This is a genomic window from Photobacterium sp. 1_MG-2023 (genome assembly GCF_030547945.1).
In the GTDB taxonomy this organism is placed as follows: domain Bacteria; phylum Pseudomonadota; class Gammaproteobacteria; order Enterobacterales; family Vibrionaceae; genus Photobacterium.
This window is the reverse complement of the sequence record NZ_JAUORR010000001.1, coordinates 98,536-116,271: the sequence shown is the minus strand read 5'-3', so window position 1 is coordinate 116,271 and position 17,736 is coordinate 98,536. Positions and strand designations below refer to the sequence as shown.

Here is a 17,736-nt window from a genome sequence, read left to right as displayed (position 1 = left end):
GGGGAGGTGTGTTCCGCGAATCCGGTTGTCTGAACGATCAGACGCGCTCTTCCAGCCCGCCCATTTCCTCAAACAGATTCGGCAAAATCGCAGACAGTTCACCGCACATCAGCGACAGATCCGCATCCAGACGCTGTGCCATATCTTCACGGTCAATATCGTCGTTTTGTTCTCTCAGTTCATCCGAGAATTTCAGACGCTTGAGCGACAAATCATCCCCCAGCACGAAATCCAGACGGTCCTGCCAGTTGATTGCGAGTTTAGTCACGACTTTATCGGCTTCAATGTGTGCCAGAATTTCATCACTGCTCAGATCCTGCTGCTTGCAGCGAATCACGCCGCCATCTTCCAGCACAGCTTTCAGCTCGGCTTCCTCACCCACGGTAAAGCCGTTCGGTGACTCCCCTGAGCGCACCCACTCCGTCAGCGTTTGTGCCGCAGGTTTCGCTGTGGTGACCGGAACAACCGGCAGGCTGCCGATACTTTTGCGCAGCAGACCCAGCAGATCTTCGGCTTTCTTAAAGCTGCCCGCATCAACCAGCAACAGTCCCTGAGCGGGCATGATCAGCGCATAGGTGTGGCTCTGGCGACTGAAAGCACGCGGCAGTAAATCCATCACGATTTCATCTTTCAGGGTGTCTTTTTCGCTTTTCTTCAGCTGGCGGCCCTGTTCTTTTTCCTGCGCCTCAACTTTGGCATTCAACGAGTCTTTGATCACAGAAGCCGGCAGCATTTTCTCTTCTTTCCGGGCACAGATCAGAATGTTGTCACCGGCCACATGAGTGTACATATCGCCGTGTCTGCCCAGTGCGGAAACCCAGCCAAATTTCTGAATGTCCTGGCTGCCGCAAGGCGTGAAGCGGAACTCTTCCAGTTGTTTTTCAAGCTGATCCGGATTGATTTCGGTTTCGCGGCTGAAGCGATAAGTCAGCAGGTTTTTAAACCACAGCATAGTAGTGACAGATCCTAGGTTTGTGCATTGGGGGACAATCTTATACCCAAGCTGCCCCAAGATGCTAGGTTCGCAGTCCGGCATGGGCGGTCTGATCCGCACGATTTTGTCGCATTTTTTTCGATTGGGTGCTCGGTGTCTGACGGGCTGAGGTACAATCGGCCTCTGTTTCATTTGAGCATCCAACCGGCACAGACAGGATCGGCATGAAAATTCTTCACACTTCAGACTGGCATCTCGGACATCAGTTGCACGGCTATCCCCGGGAATACGAGCACCAGCAGTTTCTGGACTGGCTGGCAGAGACCCTCGAACAAGAGCAGGCCGATGCGTTGCTGGTGGCGGGAGATATTTTTGACACCGCCAACCCGCCCGCCAGTGCCTGGCGGATGCTGTACCGGTTTCTGGCCCGGCTGGCGAAAACCCTGCCCAAACTGAACGTTGTGATGACGGGCGGCAACCATGATTCGCCCAGCAAACTGGATGCCCCTCATGAATTGCTGAAAGCCTTTGATTTGCATCTGGTCGGCGGGATCAGCCGGGATGACCAGGGGCAGCTGGAGATGGAGCGGCTGCTGGTGCCCTTGACCGACGCTGCCGGAAACACGGCGGCCTGGGTGCTGGCGGTGCCTTTTCTGCGCAGCAGCGACCTGCGTACCGAAGACTTAACCGAAACAGACGATCGCCTGATCAAAGGCGTGGAAACCCTGTATCAGCAGGTGACAGCGGCTGCGATCCAAAAGCGTGAGCCAGGTCAGGCACTGATTGGCATGGGTCATGTGTATATGGCCTCGGGTCAGTTGTCTGAGATGTCGGAGCGCCGGGTGCTGGGTGGTAATCAGCACGCCCTGCCTGCGTCGATTTTCCCGCAAGAACTCTGTTATGCCGCGCTCGGCCATTTGCACCTCGCACAGCGGGTGGCGAAACAAGAGCACATTCGCTATTGCGGCTCGCCATTGCCTTTGTCGATGTCAGAGCGTCATTACAAGCATCAGGTGGTGTTACTGGAAACGGACGGCGAACGTCTGTCCGAGATCCGGCCTGTTCCGGTGCCCAGAACCGTCGAGATGCTGAAAGTGCCGGCGGAGCCACAGCCACTCAAAGCGGTGCTGAAAGTCCTGACATCGCTTGAGCTGGATGAGCATCCCCGTGAAGCCCAACCGTTTCTTGAAGTGCCAGTGCTGCTCGAAAAGCCGCAGGCGATGCTGCGCGAGAAAGTCATGCAGGCGCTGGAAGGCAAAGCGGTCCGGCTGGCAAAAATCACCCCGCATTATCAGCAGCAGGACAACGCTCCCTCGCTGGCGCACCAGCGATTGTCGGAAGTCAGCCCGCAGCAGGTGTTTGCCCTGAGCTGGCAGCAGAAATATGACGGTCAGCCTTCAGATGCCATGCGTGACGCATTTGAACAGTTGCTGACACAGGTTGAAGATGAATAACCCCCGGACTCCGAATTCTAAGGCTGACTTATCATGAAAATACTGGCTTTGAGAGGCGAAAATCTCGCCAGCCTGCAAACACAGTTCGAGATCGATTTTGCCAACGGGCGGCTGGGGGAAGCCGGTCTGTTTGCGATTACCGGAAAAACCGGTGCCGGAAAATCTACTCTGCTGGATGCGGTCTGTCTGGCGCTGTACGACCGCATGCCGCGTCTGCAATCCAATAAAAAGAACGATGCAGAGATTGGCCGGGGTGAAGATGACAACCGCCTCAAAGCCAATGACGTTCGCAGTATCCTTTCCCGGGGCAAGGCAGAAGCTTTTGCCGAGGTGGACTTTCAGGCCAATGACGGCACGCAATGGCGGGCACGCTGGCAGGTGCGACGGGCCCGAGGCAACGCGGAAGGGCGGATTCAGCCTGCGGAGCAGTGGCTGGAAAATCTTGAATCTGGCCAGCGGTTTGCGGGGAAGAAACAGGAAGTTCAGGCAGAAATTGAGCGGTTAATTGGCCTGACGTTCGATCAGTTTCGCCGGGCAGTGATGCTGCCGCAGGGCGAATTCGCGGCTTTTCTGAAAGCCGGCGCGGATGATCGGGCTGCCCTGCTCGAAAAGATGACGGGCGGGGAAATCTATGGCCGTTTATCCGTTGCGGCTTTTGAAAAAGCCCGAGAAGAAAAACAGAAACTGAGTCAGTTGCAGGAAAAGCTGGGGGATATTGCGCTCCTCAGCGATGCAGAAAAACAGGCACTGGATGAAGCGATCGCGGACCTGAAAGCCCAGTTGACGGCCAGCGAGAAACGATTGGCTGAACTTGGGCAACATCAGCAGGCGATGGCGCATCAGGCGGATTTGCAGGTGCGGGTCACTCAGAGCCAGCAGGCATTGGCGGAGACGAAAGCACAGGGCGAACAGGCCGCTCCCCGCATCGCGTATCTGGCCAAGCTGGAAAAAGCTCAGCCCGCACGGGCAGATTTTATGCTGCTGAACCAGTCAAAACTGCAAATCGAACGGCTGGAAAAATCGCAGGTCACCGCCCAGCAGGCGCTGGAGCGACATCAGCAGCAGCGGATTCAGGCCGATGCCGCGGCTGAACAGGCGCAAGCCGCGCTGCTGAAGGTCCAACAGGACTGGCAGACGCTTGAGCCCAAACTGAAACAGGCCCATCTGCTGGATCAGAAAAAAGAAGGTCTGGAACAGCAGCAACAGGCTTACCGGCAGGAAATGCAGTCGCTGCAGCAGCAACTGAATCAGGAAAATGAAACCTGCCAGCAGTTGCAGGCGGAGCAGCAAGCGCATGAAGCGCAAGGCCAGCAGCTTGCTGCCCGGCTGGAACAGCATCAGGCGCTGGCCGCCGTGGCTGAGCAACATGCGTCGGTGCAAGATAATCTGAAGCAATACCTGAGTGCTCACCGGGCGATGAGCCGGATCAGGCAGGAGCGTCAGCTCGGATTGCAGGAGCAACAGGCTTATCAGCAGCAGAGCAGCACGCTGAATCAGGAAAGCGATCGCCTGCTGACTCAGAAGCAGGCTTTCACACAGCAATTGGCGGCTCTGGATATCCATGCGCTGGAAGCAGCTCAGGCGCAAAGTCAGCAAGCATATCGTCAGAAGCAACAACGATTGGATGGCTTACGCCAGCTGATGGCTCAGGCGCAGGAATGGAGCAACCTGCTGGAGCGGGAGGGACGGTTGACGCAGGAGCAGCAGGAACTGAATCAGGCCCGGCAAACGGCCGAACAGCGACTCCAGGTGCTGAGCCCGGAACTGGCACAGATCCATGTCCGCATTGAAGAATCGGATTACCAGTTGCAGCAAAACCGGGCCGTGCTGCAACTGACCGATTATCGCAGTCTGCTGAAGTCGGGCGAACCCTGTCCGCTGTGTGGTGGCGCGGATCATCCTTACGCAGCGCAGCATCCTGTGGTGGAAAGCCTGCTCGACCAGCAGCAACAGCGTCGTCAGGCACTGGCAAAAACTGCACAGCAACTGGAGGGGGAGCGTCATCACCTTGAACAGTTGCTGCCGCAGCATGCCCAGCGATTGGCCGTGATTCAGGATGAGCTGGCCAGTCTTCAGGTGGTGTCCACCAAGGTTGCAGCACAGGCCTGTCAGCAGGCGCTGTCACTGGATATTTCGCTTTCTGCGGATATCAGCGGGGCTGAACTGCGGACGCATTGGCAGGGATGGCAACAGGAAGCCGAACAGCTTCATCCGCAGATGAAACAACTGCAGCACCAAGATGAAACCAATCAGACGCAGATCCGGCAAGGGCGGGTACTGGAGCAGCAGATTCAGCAACTGGCTCAGGCGGCCTCACAACTGGCTGAGCAAAAACATCAACTCGATCAGAGCGAAGCGGGCAGACAGGCACGTTTGGCGGCTTTGGATGAGCAGCAGCAGGAACAGCAGCAGGTGCTGAAGCACAGGGCAGAGGCGCTGAATTTACCGTTCGGTGGGGAAGCCTGGTTGTCAGGGCTGCGGGAGCTGGGTGAGGAGCAATATCTGCTGCAACTGAATCAGCAGGTAGCGGATTACCGGCAATGGCAGCAGTCGCGGCTCACGACCGAAAAGCAATTGCACGAACTGGCTCCGCGTATTGCTCAGAGTCAGACGCAACGACAAAACCTGCACAAGCAACATCAGGAGACAGAACAGAAACGGACTGCTTTGTCGCAGGACATCCAGCAGTTGTGGCAGGCGCGACTGGCCTTGGTCGGTGAGCAACCACTTGCGCCATTGGAGGCGCAGCACCAGGCATTGATTGAAAATGCCCGGCGGGCAGTCACGACCTGTGAACAGCAGCAGCGACTGGCCGGTGAGGCCTGTGCTGCGGCTCAATCGGCCTTGCACAGCCTTCAGCAGCAGTTGATTGAGGCACAGGCGGAATCTGAGCGGGTGCACCAGCAATGGCTGGACTGGCACCAGAAACTGGGGATGGATGCAGCGGAACTGGTGGCCTTGCTCAGCCGGGAGGAATCCTGGGTGGCTCAGGAAAAATCAGCTTTGCAAGCGCTGGAGCAGGCGCAGGCGGATGCCCGGACCCGATTATCCGAGCGCGAGCAGTCGCTCGAAGAGCATCAGCCGAAGGTGGCGGCTGCCACAGCTTGGTTTGTCGCACAGGATATCCCGCAGGAGGCAGCTCAGCAGGAAGCCTGCCAAGCCCGGTGGCTTGAAGAGAAACAGTTGTTGGATGAGCAGCATTTCAGCAAGCGTCAGCAACGGACCCAGGCCGAACAGGCTGAGCAGCAGGCGGGAACACTGACCACGCAGTTAAAGCAGCAGCAGGCGCAAACCGAGCTCTGGCTGAATATCAGTGAGCTGATCGGCTCTTCTACCGGCGATAAGTTCCGCAAGCTGGCCCAAGGGCTGACCTTGCAGCAACTGGTGCTGCTGGCAAACGAACATTTGCAGGATCTGGCACCGCGTTATGCCCTGCAGCCCGTGCCGGGCAGCCCGCTGGCCCTGCAGGTGATCGATCATGATATGGGGGATGAAGTGCGCAGTGTCGAGTCCCTGTCCGGTGGCGAGAGCTTTCTGGTGTCGCTGTCGCTGGCATTGGGTCTGGCGTCGCTGGCGGCTGATACCCGTCAGTTGGGCTCACTCTTTATTGATGAAGGCTTCGGGACGCTGGATCCGGACAGTCTGGAGCTGGCACTGGCCTGTCTGGATGCATTGCAGGCTGATGGCCGCCAGATTGGGGTGATATCCCATGTCGGGACACTGGTGGAGCGCATTGGCGTTCAGGTGGCCGTCGAGGCAATGGGCGGCGGCCGAAGCCGGGTCAAAGTCACAGGTTGACGAGGCTTGAACAGCATAAGATGACAGTTTAATAGCAATCCCATTAAGCTTTTCGCCGGCGGGTCACAAAAGTGTCATACTTTATTCGGATAATGGCGCCCGACAGAGAGCTACGACTTAGGTATCGAAACTATGGTTAAACGGATTCTAGTGGTTGAGGATGAAGCACCAATCCGCGAAATGTTGTGCTTTGTACTGGAACAGAAAGGCTATCAGGCCATTGAAGCGGAAGATTACGATTCAGCACTGGAAAAGATCAACGAACCTTTTCCTGAACTGATCTTGCTCGACTGGATGTTACCGGGCGGCTCCGGGATCAATCTGATCAAGCACCTCAAGCGTGATGAAGTCACCCGGAACATCCCGGTTGTGATGCTGACGGCTCGCGGTCAGGAAGAAGACAAAGTCCGCGGACTGGAAGTGGGTGCGGATGACTACATCACCAAGCCGTTCTCTCCGAAAGAGCTGATGGCACGTTTGAAAGCGGTGATGCGTCGTGTATCTCCGACATCGCTGGATGATGTGATTGACGTGCAGGGGCTGAAACTCGATCCGGTGTCGCACCGCGTGACGTCGAATGATGAGCCGCTGGACATGGGACCAACAGAGTTCAAGATGCTGCATTTCTTTATGACGCATCAGGAGCGGGTTTACAGCCGTGAGCAGCTGCTGAACAATGTCTGGGGCACCAATGTGTATGTGGAAGACCGGACGGTTGACGTTCATATCCGCCGACTGCGTAAAGCGTTGGAGTCGGGCGGTCACGATAAAATGGTGCAGACTGTGCGCGGCGCAGGGTACCGCTTTTCCACAAGGATTTAACTGCCGGTTTGAACCGCTGCAATTTTTGTATTTCGTTTCTGAAGCGGTTCCAGAACGCTGAAAAGAGCCAGAGGTTGGATGTCCGGTTGTCGCCGACCGCAACTGCTGGTGGGAGACATCAATGGTAGAACGTTTGTCCTGGAAAAAGCTGGTCAGAGAACTGGCTTTTTTTTATTTGCCCTGGGTAATTCTGGGCCTGATTTTCGGCGATATGCCCTGGTTTTTGCTGGCTGCCAGCTGGATTTTGCTGGGCTGGCATTGCCACAATCAACTGAAAATGTCGCACTGGCTGTGGACGGACCGGAGTCTGACACCGCCGTCCGGTTCCGGCAGCTGGGAGCCGCTGTTCAACGGCATCTATCGCTTACAGCAACGGAACCGTCGCCGCCGCCGGGAACTGGCCACCCTGATCCGCCGATTTCGCAACGGTGCAGAATCCCTGCCGGATGCCGTCGTGGTGTTTCGCAGTGAAGGCAATATTGTCTGGTGTAATAAACTGGCTCAGGATCAACTGGGGTTACGCTGGCCGGATGATGCCGGTCAACCGGTCAGCAACCTGCTGCGGAGCCCGGATTTTGTGCGTTATCTGGCGCGTCAGGATTTCGAGGATCCACTGGAAATCACTTCTCCCCTGAATTACGACCGCACGCTCGAGCTGCGGATCATGCGTTACACCGAAGGGGAATACCTGATGGTGGTGCGGGACGTGTCTCAGCTGAAACAGCTGGAAGGCATGCGCCGCAATTTCTTTGCCAATGTTTCCCATGAGCTGCGTACGCCGATGACGGTCCTGCAGGGGTATCTGGAAATGTCCCGTGATCCGGAAATGCTGATCGGTCCGATGTGGGAAAAAGCCCATGGTGTCATGACGGAGCAGCTCACCCGGATGAATTCGCTGGTTGAGCAACTGCTGACACTGTCTAAAATCGAAGCGGCACCCAATCTGGAACTGGATGAGCGTGTCGATGTGCCCGCCATGCTGGATGTGCTGGAGAAAGAGGCGATTTCGCTCAGTGGCGACAAAGATCAGGTGTTTGAGTTTGAGGTGGATGAAGCGCTGCATGTTCTGGGCGATGCGGACCAGCTGCGCAGTGCCATTTCAAACCTGGTGTACAACGCGGTGAAGCACACGCCGCCGCAGTGTAAAGTCAGTGTGCGCTGGTTCCTGTCATCAAAAGGACCGCGTCTGGAAGTGACCGACACCGGCAGTGGGATCGAACCGCAGCATATTCATCGTCTGACCGAGCGCTTTTACCGGGTTGATAAAGCCCGTTCCCGCGAAACCGGGGGCAGTGGCCTCGGACTGGCGATCGTGAAACATGCTCTCAGCCATCATGACACATTCTTAGAAATTCAAAGTGTGGTGGGAGAAGGCAGTACGTTTTCGTTCACATTGCCGCAGCGACTGGTTGCGAAAGCCGCCTGAAGCGAGGATAGTGTGTGACGACTTAATATAGAGGAGGGGACAGAGCGGTCCATGAAACGCAGAGGGCAGAGTGTGAAAAGCAGTTGGGTTGGACTGGGATTGCTGGGAGTCGTGAGTTCAGGTTTAGCCTGGGCCGACAATGATGTGCAGGCGTCTTCGCCGGAATGGCCGGTATACCAACCTGTGGCTGAGATTCAGGGAACCCTGAGTTCCGTTGGCTCTGATACGTTTGCGAATTTGATGACTTACTGGTCCGAAGCGTTTCGCCACCTCTATCCGCAGGTAAATATTCAGGTACAGGCGATCGGTTCCTCGGCAGCGCCAACGGCTTTAACAGAAGCAACGGCACAGCTGGGGCCGATGAGCCGTCCGATGAAGACCAAAGAAATCGCGGCATTTGAACAAAATTATGGCTACAAACCCACCCCGGTCCGGGTCGCCATTGATGCGCTCGCCGTGTTTGTCCATGAAGATAATCCGTTGCCGGGTCTGCGTTTTCAGCAAATCGATGCCATGTTTTCCCGGACCCTGCGGTGTGGCGGCAATCGCCAAATTACACACTGGGGACAGCTGGGGCTGACAGGGCGCTGGGCCATGCGGGATATTCAGCGGTTTGGCCGGAACTCTGTCTCCGGTACGTACGGCTATTTTAAGCAAAAAGCCTTGTGTAACGGCGATTTCCGGAATGATGTCAATGAGCAGCCGGGGTCGGCATCTGTGGTTCAGTCAGTGTCGACTTCTCTCAATGCGATAGGCTATTCAGGTATTGGTTACCGGACCACGGGAATTCGCGCCATTCCGGTTGCACAGGGTGACGGGCCTTTTGTGGCCGCAACGCATGAGAACGTTGCCAACGGGAGCTATCCGCTCGCACGTTATCTCTATATTTATATCAATCAGGTGCCGGGGAAGCCGTTGCCAAAACTACAGGCAGAATTTCTGCGTTTTGTACTGTCGGCGCAGGGGCAGCAGCTGGTCGATAAGGATGGGTATGTGCCCTTACCGCCAGAAGTCCTGGCCCGAGAACTGGCCGTGCTGGGGCTGGCACCCGCTAAATGATATTGGTGCCGGTGCTGCGTGTTCGACTTCAGAATTGCTGCGCAGGCGGGGGAGCTCACCCGCACTGCGCGGGCATCACACCATCTCTTCCGACGGGCTGATGCTCAGTTCCCAACCGGCTTTTCGCCAGTATTCCTGCTCTTTGTCCAGATCAGCTGCCAGCAGCCGGTTATTGGTCTGCCAGCCATCCGGTAAACTCAGTAACCATTTTTCTTTCTCTGCCGTCAGCACCATCGACGGCAGCGGCTCATCGGTGCGCTGGCCATGGAGCGCGACCGCCAGACGCAATGCCCGGATCATCGGATAAAGATGCTTGCGCTTAAAGATGCTCAGCTCAGGCATTTCATCGAGTTTGAGGGATTTGCGCTGGAAGCGGGCCAGTGTCGCCAGCACGGTCTGTTCTTCCAGATTAAAGCCGGGCATTGTACTGTGGCGCAGCAGATAAGCGGAATGGCGGTGAAAACCGGGATAACTGATACTGAGCCCGACTTCGTGTAAAAGAGCGCCCCAGTTCAGCAGGGAGACCAACTCCGCATGGGTGCTGCCAGCCGTCGCCTGGATGTAAATCTCTTTCGCAGTATCCCGGACCCGGGTTGCCTGATCGATATCGACATTATATTGCGTTGCCATCGCTGTGGCGGTCCGGATCCGGATATCACTGTGCCGGAAACGTTCTTCCATTTCATACAGCAGACCTTCACGCAACGCACCGTCCGAAAAGATCATCTGATCGATTTTTAAGGCTGTGAAGATTGCGCTCAGAATGGCGACGCCTGCGGCAAAGACAGGTTTCCGGTCATCTGGCAGACCGGGCAACGCAAGCTCATCACTGTGTTTACAGGCTGAAACCAGCGTCACGACCTCTTCCAGCCGTTCTTTGCTGATGATGCCATCCGCATGGCCCTGCGCAATGATGACTTCCCGAATCGCTTTAATGGTACCGGAAGCGCCGATGGCGGTGTCCCAGCCCAGCCGTCGGTACCGGCTGGCGATGCTCTCCATTTTTTGCAGCGCAGCCATGTGTGCCGCAGCCATCGCTTTGGGGGAGATCTTGCCTTTCGGGAAAAACTGCTGGTTGTAGCTGACACAGCCCATGTGTTTGCTGTATTGCAGCTTGGGCTGAAATCCTTCGCCGATAATCAGTTCCGTACTGCCGCCGCCGATATCAACGACCAGCTTCTGTCCTGGTTCATGCTGGGTATGGGCGACTCCCAGATAGATCAGCCGGGCTTCTTCTGTCCCGGCAATAATTTCTATGGGGTAAGGCAGAACCCGTTCGGCACGCTGCAAAAAGACAGCGGCATTTCGGGCCTGACGCAAGGTATAGGTGGCGGCAATCCGGACATTTTCAGAGTCAAATCCCTGAAGTCGTTCGGCAAACATCGCCAGACAACTCAGGCCGCGCTGAATGGCAGCCTGATCCAGTTCCATGTTGTCATTAAGGCCGTCAGCCAGATGAACCCGTTGTTTATGTCGGCTGACAATCTGCAGGCTGTGGCCGACCACCCGGGCAACCACCATATGGAAACTGTTGGAGCCCATATCGATGGCGGCTATTTCTCGGGGACGATCGATTTCTATCATGCGGCGTTTTCGTTATTCTCTTGAGTGGCTTGTGCATCAGCCTTTCGGCTGGCTTCCTTTTGCAGCTTTTTTTCAGACTGCTTCAGATAATCGTAGATCTCAATCTGAGATCGGATCTTTCGTTTGTTGCCACGAGGCACGTAATGATTGCTCATCGACTTGTCCAGAACCCGGGCTTTGACCGTGTCTGAGAACTGGATATTGAGAATGTCGATGATCTTCTGTTTGAGCTCGGGCTGTCGGATCGGACAGCCGACTTCAATCCGGTTATCAATATTACGCGTCATCCAGTCTGCGGAAGAAATATAAACCTCCGGGTTACCATCGTTTTCAAACACCATGATTCTGGGGTGCTCCAGAAAACGATCGACAATGCTGATGATGCGAATATTGTCACTAATCCCCGGTATTCCCGGGACCAGCGAACACATGCCCCGGATGATCATATCAACCCGGACACCTGCACTGCTGGCCTGATACAAGCGATTGACCAAGCCTTTATCGACCAGATTATTCACTTTCAGTGTAATCGCCGCGCGCTGATTCTGCTTGGCATTGTCAATTTCCCGGTCAATCAGCTCGTACAGACGGCTGCGGGAGTTGCGCGGCGAGACGATGAGCAGGTTGAATTTCACCGGACGATAAGGGTTCTGTATAAAGCTGAACACCTGACGGACTTCATTGGTCAGTTCCGGATCGGCGGTAAAGAGAGAGAAATCGGTGTAGATACGGGCGGTTTTCTCATGGAAGTTGCCGGTTCCGATATGAGCGTAACGGACAATTTCGTCGCCTTCCTGCCGGGTGATCAAACAGAGCTTCGAGTGAATCTTCAGGCCCGGCACACTGAACACGACACGAACGTCAGATTCGGTCAGCCGCCGTGCCCACTCAATGTTGGCTTCTTCATCAAATCGGGCCTGCAGTTCTACAACGACCGTGACCTGCTTGCCGTTGTTCACAGCATCAATCATGGAATCAATGATGCGGGAGTTTTTCGCCACCCGGTAAATATTGATGTATATACTCCGGACTTTGGGGTCGAAAGCAGCCTGGCGCACAAACTCTGTCATATGGCTGAAAGAGTGATACGGGTAGTAGAGCAGGATATCCTGTTCCCGGATGGCCTCAAAAGCGTTGCGGGCACGGGTGAACTGATAGCTTTCGATCGGTGGCAGGGGCTTATTTTCCAGATACTTGCGCCCGACATTCGGGAAGCTGATGAAATCTTTAAAGTTATGGTAGCGGCCACCGGGAATGATACTGTCGTAGCTGGAGACTTTGAGCAGGCTGCACAGCTTTTCTATTAATTCGCCCGGCATGTCCCGCTGATACACAAAACGCACCGGCATTGCGGTCAGTCGCTGACTCAGGCCTTCGGACATCAGCTCCAGAATACTGTGATCCACTTCCTGACTGAGATCGTATTCTGCATCCCGGGTCATTTTCATGGAATAAGCAGATAGGCTGTCGTAATCAAAGAAACCACTGAAAATGTCATCCAGACACAGGCGAATGATGTTATCGAGCAGAATCAGTGTTTTGCGGTTTTTGCCTTTGGCTTCCGGGACTTTGATGAAACGGGGCAACTGATCGGTTGGGATCTCCAGCAGTGCATACTGACTGGATTCGCCCTGCCTCATATCAATGGCCAGATAGGTGTATTCATCTTTCAGGAACTGAAGCAGATCGATATCTTCGGTCAGCAGGATCGGGGTGACATGCGGCAGAATGGTGTTGCGGAAATAGCGTTTCAGCCATTCGCTCTGGTTGTCATCAATTTGCTGTTCATTGACCAGAAAGATATTGCGCCGTGCCATTTCCAGCAGGATTTCATTGTAGAGCGTATCGAAGTCCTGATTCATTTTCAGAACCCGGCTCTGAATCTTACTCAGCAGATGCTTGGCATTGTCGTTGACCCCTTGCTCCTGACTGATCAGGATGCGCCGCTTTACATCAGCAAAGCGGACTTTGTAGAACTCATCGGTGTTGCTTGAAAAAATACCCAAAAAGCGAACGCGCTCAATCAGTGGGACGGATTTATCAGCGGCTTCCTGCAGGACGCGTTCATTAAAAGACAGCCAGCTCAGTTCTTTATCGATATAAAGCGGTTCAGTACTCATGATTTTCCTAACACAAGAATCAACAGCAATTAATGGACCTCGATTCCCTCCGGTTCTTCGAAATCAATCGTCAGATCATCTGCGAGACTTTCCAGTTGGTGCTGCACGGTCGACACAGAAAGCGATGCTGGAATTTCGAGTTCGAACCAGGCGGTAAAAATGGGGTAGCCCCAATTCGGAGCGCTGTGGGTATCGGTTTTTAATTTATAGATATTGATGCCCAGCTCGCCGAGGCTGGTGGTGACTTCTTTGACAATGCCGGGACGGTCATTCCCGGTGACGGTCAGCGATTGCAGTTGCTTGGGAGGCGGCGTGAGGTGAGTGTCTTCTTCAATATGAATCTTCAGCCCTTCGAGCTTGGACATGGCCTGCCGAAGTGCTTTCACGGATGCTTCCGGAACATCCACCTGAAGAATCCCGGCAAATTGTCCGGCCAGATGATTCATACTACTGCCCAGCCAGTTTCCCTGGTGCTGATAAACAGTATCCGATAACTTTCCAACTAAACCTTGGCGATCCTGGCCAATGACAGTAATGACAAGATGCTTCATGTCGTGCCTCCTTCTGGTAGCGGTTCAATTCATTATCTGACCCCACTCTGATTATGTCCAGACAGGATATGCATTGAGTGACCAGAATACGGCTACCGTCATAAAGCACTCAGATTATTCGGTTTTTGTGACACTTTTATGTCAGCCTGTCTTTCTGCGCACAGATTCATTTGTGAAATGAAAAACTTACGGGTCGTGTAATATAATTGTCATCTAACAGACATATAATTTGTCAGTATGTAACTTTCATGGGGTGAGAATGGCAAATGCCGGTGCATTTTTGACAGACGACAGCCGTATCCGTCGATATAAAGACAGGGTGGCGCGTTTTAGTGTGATTGCCGGTGGAATTTTTGTCCTTTTAACGCTCGTTCTGATCTTCTTCTATCTGCTGTATGTGATATTGCCTGTTTTCTCATCGGCAAGGATCACACCTGTTCAGACATTCACGGTACCACTTTCAGACACCCGGGCGGTGATGCTGAATGATCAGGGCACCGCTGCATTTCATTTTTCATCATCCGGTGCGCTGAGTCTGGTCCCGCTGAATTCGAAAGCAACCTCGGTGTCGTCGCTTTCTGTGTCTGTCATGGCGCAACCAACCAGCTTTGCCGCCGGTTTGCCGCACGAACAGGTTTTTGCCTACGGGGATGCCCACGGGGGCGTGCGTGTGGTCAAACCTTTGGTGCATCAGGGTGAACTGCGGGCCGCTTCTCCGCTGGATCAGACGTATATCCAGCTTGATCCGCTGGAGCAGCCTTTGATTCGGCTGGCGATAACAGTCCGGCGACAGGTCGCAATTCTGGTTGGTTTGACGCAGGATCACCGATTGGTCGCGAAAGTATTTCAACGCACGCATGGCTTAGATGCCAGTACACAGGACTGGGCTGAAACCACGCTGTCCATGCCAGAGATTTCTGAAGACATCACCGCGATGATCGCGACGCCGGATGGTCGTTCGCTGTATCTGCTGGCAGGAGATTGGCTGCATGCGATTGATTTACAGGGGGCAAAAGGCAGCATCCGCCTGCAGCAGAATGTCAGCCGGGGTGAGGGTGAGCCTGTGGCCATGACTGCATTGTCCGGGGCGAACTCTTTGCTGATCACCGGTGCGAACGGTGAGGTCGTGCAGTGGTTTGAAGGGATCAAAGGCGGTCGCCGCCAGTTGATAGCTGCCCGCAGTTTTGAGGCTGCGCAGGGCGGATTACAGCAACTGACTCCGGAGTATTACCGAAAAGGTTTTTTTGCGATTCAGGACGATGGCACACTGAATACGTATTACATGTCGGACAGCACCCAACCGGTGCTGAGCATGCCGTTATTGACCGGGAAACCAGGCAATATCCCTGAGCTGATGGCCATTTCGCCCCGGGCCAATCGTCTGCTGGCGATTGACGGAGAGCAATGGCAGTTATTCCGGGTTGAAAACCCTTATCCAGAGGTCAGCTTCAACAGTCTGTGGCGAAAGGTCTGGTACGAAGGTTACCCTGAGCCGGATTATGTCTGGCAGTCGACTTCGGCTTCTGATGAATCCGAGCCCAAACTCAGTCTGGTGCCAATCGTGTTTGGCACGCTGAAAGCCGCCGTCTATGCACTGTTTTTTGCGATTCCGCTGGCATTGGCCGGTGCGATCTATACGGCTTATTTTATGTCGACCAAGATGCGCCGGGTGATTAAGCCTACGGTTGAGATCATGGAAGCCTTGCCGACAGTGATTCTGGGATTCCTGGCTGGGATCTGGCTGGCGCCGCTGGTGGAAACTTACTTGATTGGCATTGGGCTGTGTCTGCTGATTTTGCCGCTGGCGATGGTTGCTGTCGGGTTCGGCTGGGCATTCCTGCCGGGACGCTGGCATCGCCGGGTGCCAACAGGTCTGCATATATTGCTGCTGATGCCGGTGCTGGTGCTGGTCGGTTATCTCTGCTTTGCGATCAGCCCTATGATTGAGCAGGCGTATTTCAATGGTGATATTCGCTCTTATCTGACGAATGTCTGGGGCATTGGTTATGATCAGCGCAATGCGCTGGTGGTCGGGATCGCCATGGGTTTTGCCGTCATCCCAACCATATTTACCATTGCAGAAGATGCGATTTATTCGGTGCCGTCCCATTTGAGTAATGGATCGCTGGCATTGGGTGCGACGCCGTGGCAAACCCTGACCCGGGTGGTACTGCTGACGGCCAGTCCTGGTATTTTTTCGGCGGTGATGATGGGGCTGGGCCGGGCCGTCGGTGAAACCATGATTGTGCTGATGGCGACCGGAAATACACCGTTGATGGAGTGGAATGTGCTGGAAGGGCTGCGCACGCTGTCTGCGACTATCGCGATTGAAATGCCGGAATCAGAAGTCGGTAGCGCACATTATCGTGTGCTGTTTCTGGCGGCATTTGTCTTGTTTATTTTTACGTTTTTCTTCAATACCCTGGCAGAAATCGTACGTCAGCGATTGCGCGATAAGTACAAATCGCTCTGATAGCCGGGGTAAGAGCTGAGTTGCAAAGTTAATGTTGAAATGGATGCGTTCCGGTTCCCCCTGGATCTGGCTGACGGCAGGTATGGTCAGCCTGAATCTGCTGGCGGTGCTGGGCTTATTACTGATGATAGGCTGGAAGGGGTTGAGCTACTTCTGGCCGGCACAGGTTTATCAGTTTGACGTTGATCTGGCCGATCAGCGGCAAACCGTGCTGGGTGAAATTTATGAAACCAGTGCCGTCCCACGTCAGCAATTACTGGATGCCGGATACGCGTTGTCAGGTTCAGACAGCCCGACGATTGACCGATATCTGATTAAAACCGGCAACCGGGAGCTGGCCGCACTGGATTTTATCACCCTGCTGGACACGCAAATCCGAACCAAGGACATTGCTCATGGGGCGGTGGTGATAGAACGTGTCCGAAACGGCAAGTTTTACGGCTATCCGCAGGCTTTGCTTTATGGCTTGGAGCGTCGTGAAATCACCACTCCCGACATGCTGTTGACCTGGCTCGATCATGCGATCGCCGAGCGGGAAACCCTGCCTGATGTTCAGGCGGTACAACAATCACAGGCGCTGCTGATCCAGGATGCACAGGGGCAAGTCATCCGGATTCCGCTGACGGATATATTAGATCTCTGGTATCCCAATGATATGTCATGGCACGACAAGCTGATGCACTGGGGCAGTCAGGTGCGCCATTTTGTGACGGATGCGCCCAGAGAAGCCAATACCGAAGGCGGTGTTTTTCCGGCGATTTTCGGCACTGTGCTGATGGTGTTACTGATGAGTGTGATTGTGACGCCTTTGGGGGTACTGGCTGCAATTTACCTGCACGAGTACGCGGAACAGAATCGCTTGACCCGATTAATCCGGGTCGCTGTGATTAATTTGGCTGGTGTCCCGTCCATTGTGTACGGGGTGTTCGGCTTGGGCTTTTTTGTGTACATGGTTGGCGGTACGCTGGATGAGATCTTTTTTTCGGATCAGCTCCCGGCACCGACATTTGGCACCCCGGGGATACTCTGGTCAGCACTGACGCTGGCAATTCTGACACTGCCTGTGGTGATTGTGTCGACGGAGGAAGGCTTGGCGCGGATTCCGCCTTCGATCCGCCATGGTTCGCTGGCGCTTGGGGCCACACAGGCAGAAACCCTATGGCGGATTGTGCTTCCGATGGCCAGCCCGGCGATTATGACGGGATTGATTCTGGCGGTTGCCCGTGCGGCGGGAGAAGTGGCACCCCTGATGCTGGTCGGGGTGGTGAAAATGGCACCATCTTTGCCAATTGATGCACAGTTTCCATACTTACATTTAGACCGGAAGTTCATGCACCTTGGCTACCACATCTATGATGTTGGTTTTCAAAGTCCGAATGTTGAAGCGGCACGGCCGCTGGTGTACGCAACTTCACTGCTGTTGGTCACCGTGATTGTCGGGCTGAATCTGACGGCCATCGGGATTCGTAATCACCTGCGGGAAAAATTCCGCGAACTGGAACAATAACGAGAAGG

Annotated in this window: 11 protein-coding genes; 7 read left to right on the top strand and 4 right to left on the bottom strand. The window is 54.7% G+C overall.

What is annotated here, in order from left to right:
• Positions 1–37: 37 nt before the first annotated feature.
• Positions 38–949 (bottom strand): recombination-associated protein RdgC, encoded by a 912-nt coding sequence (rdgC, locus tag Q4579_RS00490; protein WP_303561146.1) that lies wholly within the window; start codon positions 947–949, stop codon positions 38–40.
• A gap of 209 nt (positions 950–1,158) precedes the next feature.
• Between rdgC and Q4579_RS00485 the strand changes: the two genes are divergently transcribed.
• The 5 genes from Q4579_RS00485 to Q4579_RS00465 all read left to right on the top strand — a co-directional run bounded on the left by Q4579_RS00485 (position 1,159) and on the right by Q4579_RS00465 (position 9,493).
• Positions 1,159–2,388, top strand: coding sequence for an exonuclease SbcCD subunit D C-terminal domain-containing protein (locus Q4579_RS00485; RefSeq protein WP_303560804.1), 1,230 nt, complete (start codon positions 1,159–1,161; stop codon positions 2,386–2,388).
• Positions 2,389–2,421: 33 nt separating this feature from the next.
• Positions 2,422–6,186, top strand: a complete 3,765-nt coding sequence (locus Q4579_RS00480) for an AAA family ATPase (RefSeq protein WP_303560802.1) — start codon at positions 2,422–2,424, stop codon at positions 6,184–6,186.
• Between the two features lie 132 nt (positions 6,187–6,318).
• Positions 6,319–7,008, top strand: a complete 690-nt coding sequence (gene phoB / locus Q4579_RS00475) for a phosphate regulon transcriptional regulator PhoB (protein WP_303560799.1) — start codon at positions 6,319–6,321, stop codon at positions 7,006–7,008.
• Positions 7,009–7,129: 121 nt separating this feature from the next.
• Positions 7,130–8,434 carry a phosphate regulon sensor histidine kinase PhoR gene (gene phoR / locus Q4579_RS00470; protein WP_211647297.1) on the top strand — a complete coding sequence of 435 codons (1,305 nt, stop codon included), beginning with the start codon at positions 7,130–7,132 and terminating at the stop codon, positions 8,432–8,434.
• A 51-nt stretch (positions 8,435–8,485) separates the two neighbouring features.
• Positions 8,486–9,493 carry a PstS family phosphate ABC transporter substrate-binding protein gene (locus Q4579_RS00465; RefSeq protein ID WP_303560798.1) on the top strand — a complete coding sequence of 336 codons (1,008 nt, stop codon included), beginning with the start codon at positions 8,486–8,488 and terminating at the stop codon, positions 9,491–9,493.
• A 75-nt stretch (positions 9,494–9,568) separates the two neighbouring features.
• Here the strand turns inward: Q4579_RS00465 and ppx are convergent, their stop codons facing one another.
• Genes ppx through Q4579_RS00450 form a run of 3 tightly spaced genes read right to left on the bottom strand, consistent with a single transcriptional unit; the run spans position 9,569 to position 13,748 of the window.
• Positions 9,569–11,077, bottom strand: a complete 1,509-nt coding sequence (gene ppx / locus Q4579_RS00460) for an exopolyphosphatase (RefSeq protein ID WP_303560797.1) — start codon at positions 11,075–11,077, stop codon at positions 9,569–9,571.
• Positions 11,074–13,197, bottom strand: coding sequence for a polyphosphate kinase 1 (gene ppk1 / locus Q4579_RS00455; protein WP_303560796.1), 2,124 nt, complete (start codon positions 13,195–13,197; stop codon positions 11,074–11,076). The genes ppx and ppk1 overlap by 4 nt, the downstream gene beginning before the upstream one ends.
• Positions 13,198–13,226: 29 nt before the next feature.
• Entirely contained in the window at positions 13,227–13,748 is a 522-nt protein-coding gene (locus Q4579_RS00450; RefSeq protein WP_303560795.1) for a glycine cleavage system protein R, read from the bottom strand.
• A 259-nt stretch (positions 13,749–14,007) separates the two neighbouring features.
• On the opposite strand from Q4579_RS00450, the gene Q4579_RS00445 reads away from it, so the two are divergent.
• On the top strand, positions 14,008–16,221 hold the full coding sequence (locus Q4579_RS00445; protein ID WP_303560793.1) for an ABC transporter permease subunit: 2,214 nt from the start codon (positions 14,008–14,010) through the stop codon (positions 16,219–16,221).
• A 31-nt stretch (positions 16,222–16,252) separates the two neighbouring features.
• Complete coding sequence (pstA, locus tag Q4579_RS00440) at positions 16,253–17,728, top strand: phosphate ABC transporter permease PstA (protein ID WP_303560792.1); 1,476 nt, start codon at positions 16,253–16,255, stop codon at positions 17,726–17,728.
• Positions 17,729–17,736 lie beyond the last annotated feature (8 nt).

What these genes read in the sequence shown, in the direction of transcription:
- ppk1 (WP_303560796.1), bottom strand. Translation starts at nt 13,197, where the DNA reads ATGAGTACTGAACCGCTTTATATCGATAAAGAACTGAGCTGGCTGTCT.
- phoB (WP_303560799.1), top strand. Translation starts at nt 6,319, where the DNA reads ATGGTTAAACGGATTCTAGTGGTTGAGGATGAAGCACCAATCCGCGAA.
- Q4579_RS00445 (WP_303560793.1), top strand. Translation starts at nt 14,008, where the DNA reads ATGGCAAATGCCGGTGCATTTTTGACAGACGACAGCCGTATCCGTCGA.
- Q4579_RS00450 (WP_303560795.1), bottom strand. Translation starts at nt 13,748, where the DNA reads ATGAAGCATCTTGTCATTACTGTCATTGGCCAGGATCGCCAAGGTTTA.
- Q4579_RS00465 (WP_303560798.1), top strand. Translation starts at nt 8,486, where the DNA reads ATGAAACGCAGAGGGCAGAGTGTGAAAAGCAGTTGGGTTGGACTGGGA.
- pstA (WP_303560792.1), top strand. Translation starts at nt 16,253, where the DNA reads ATGTTGAAATGGATGCGTTCCGGTTCCCCCTGGATCTGGCTGACGGCA.
- Q4579_RS00480 (WP_303560802.1), top strand. Translation starts at nt 2,422, where the DNA reads ATGAAAATACTGGCTTTGAGAGGCGAAAATCTCGCCAGCCTGCAAACA.
- ppx (WP_303560797.1), bottom strand. Translation starts at nt 11,077, where the DNA reads ATGATAGAAATCGATCGTCCCCGAGAAATAGCCGCCATCGATATGGGC.
- phoR (WP_211647297.1), top strand. Translation starts at nt 7,130, where the DNA reads ATGGTAGAACGTTTGTCCTGGAAAAAGCTGGTCAGAGAACTGGCTTTT.
- Q4579_RS00485 (WP_303560804.1), top strand. Translation starts at nt 1,159, where the DNA reads ATGAAAATTCTTCACACTTCAGACTGGCATCTCGGACATCAGTTGCAC.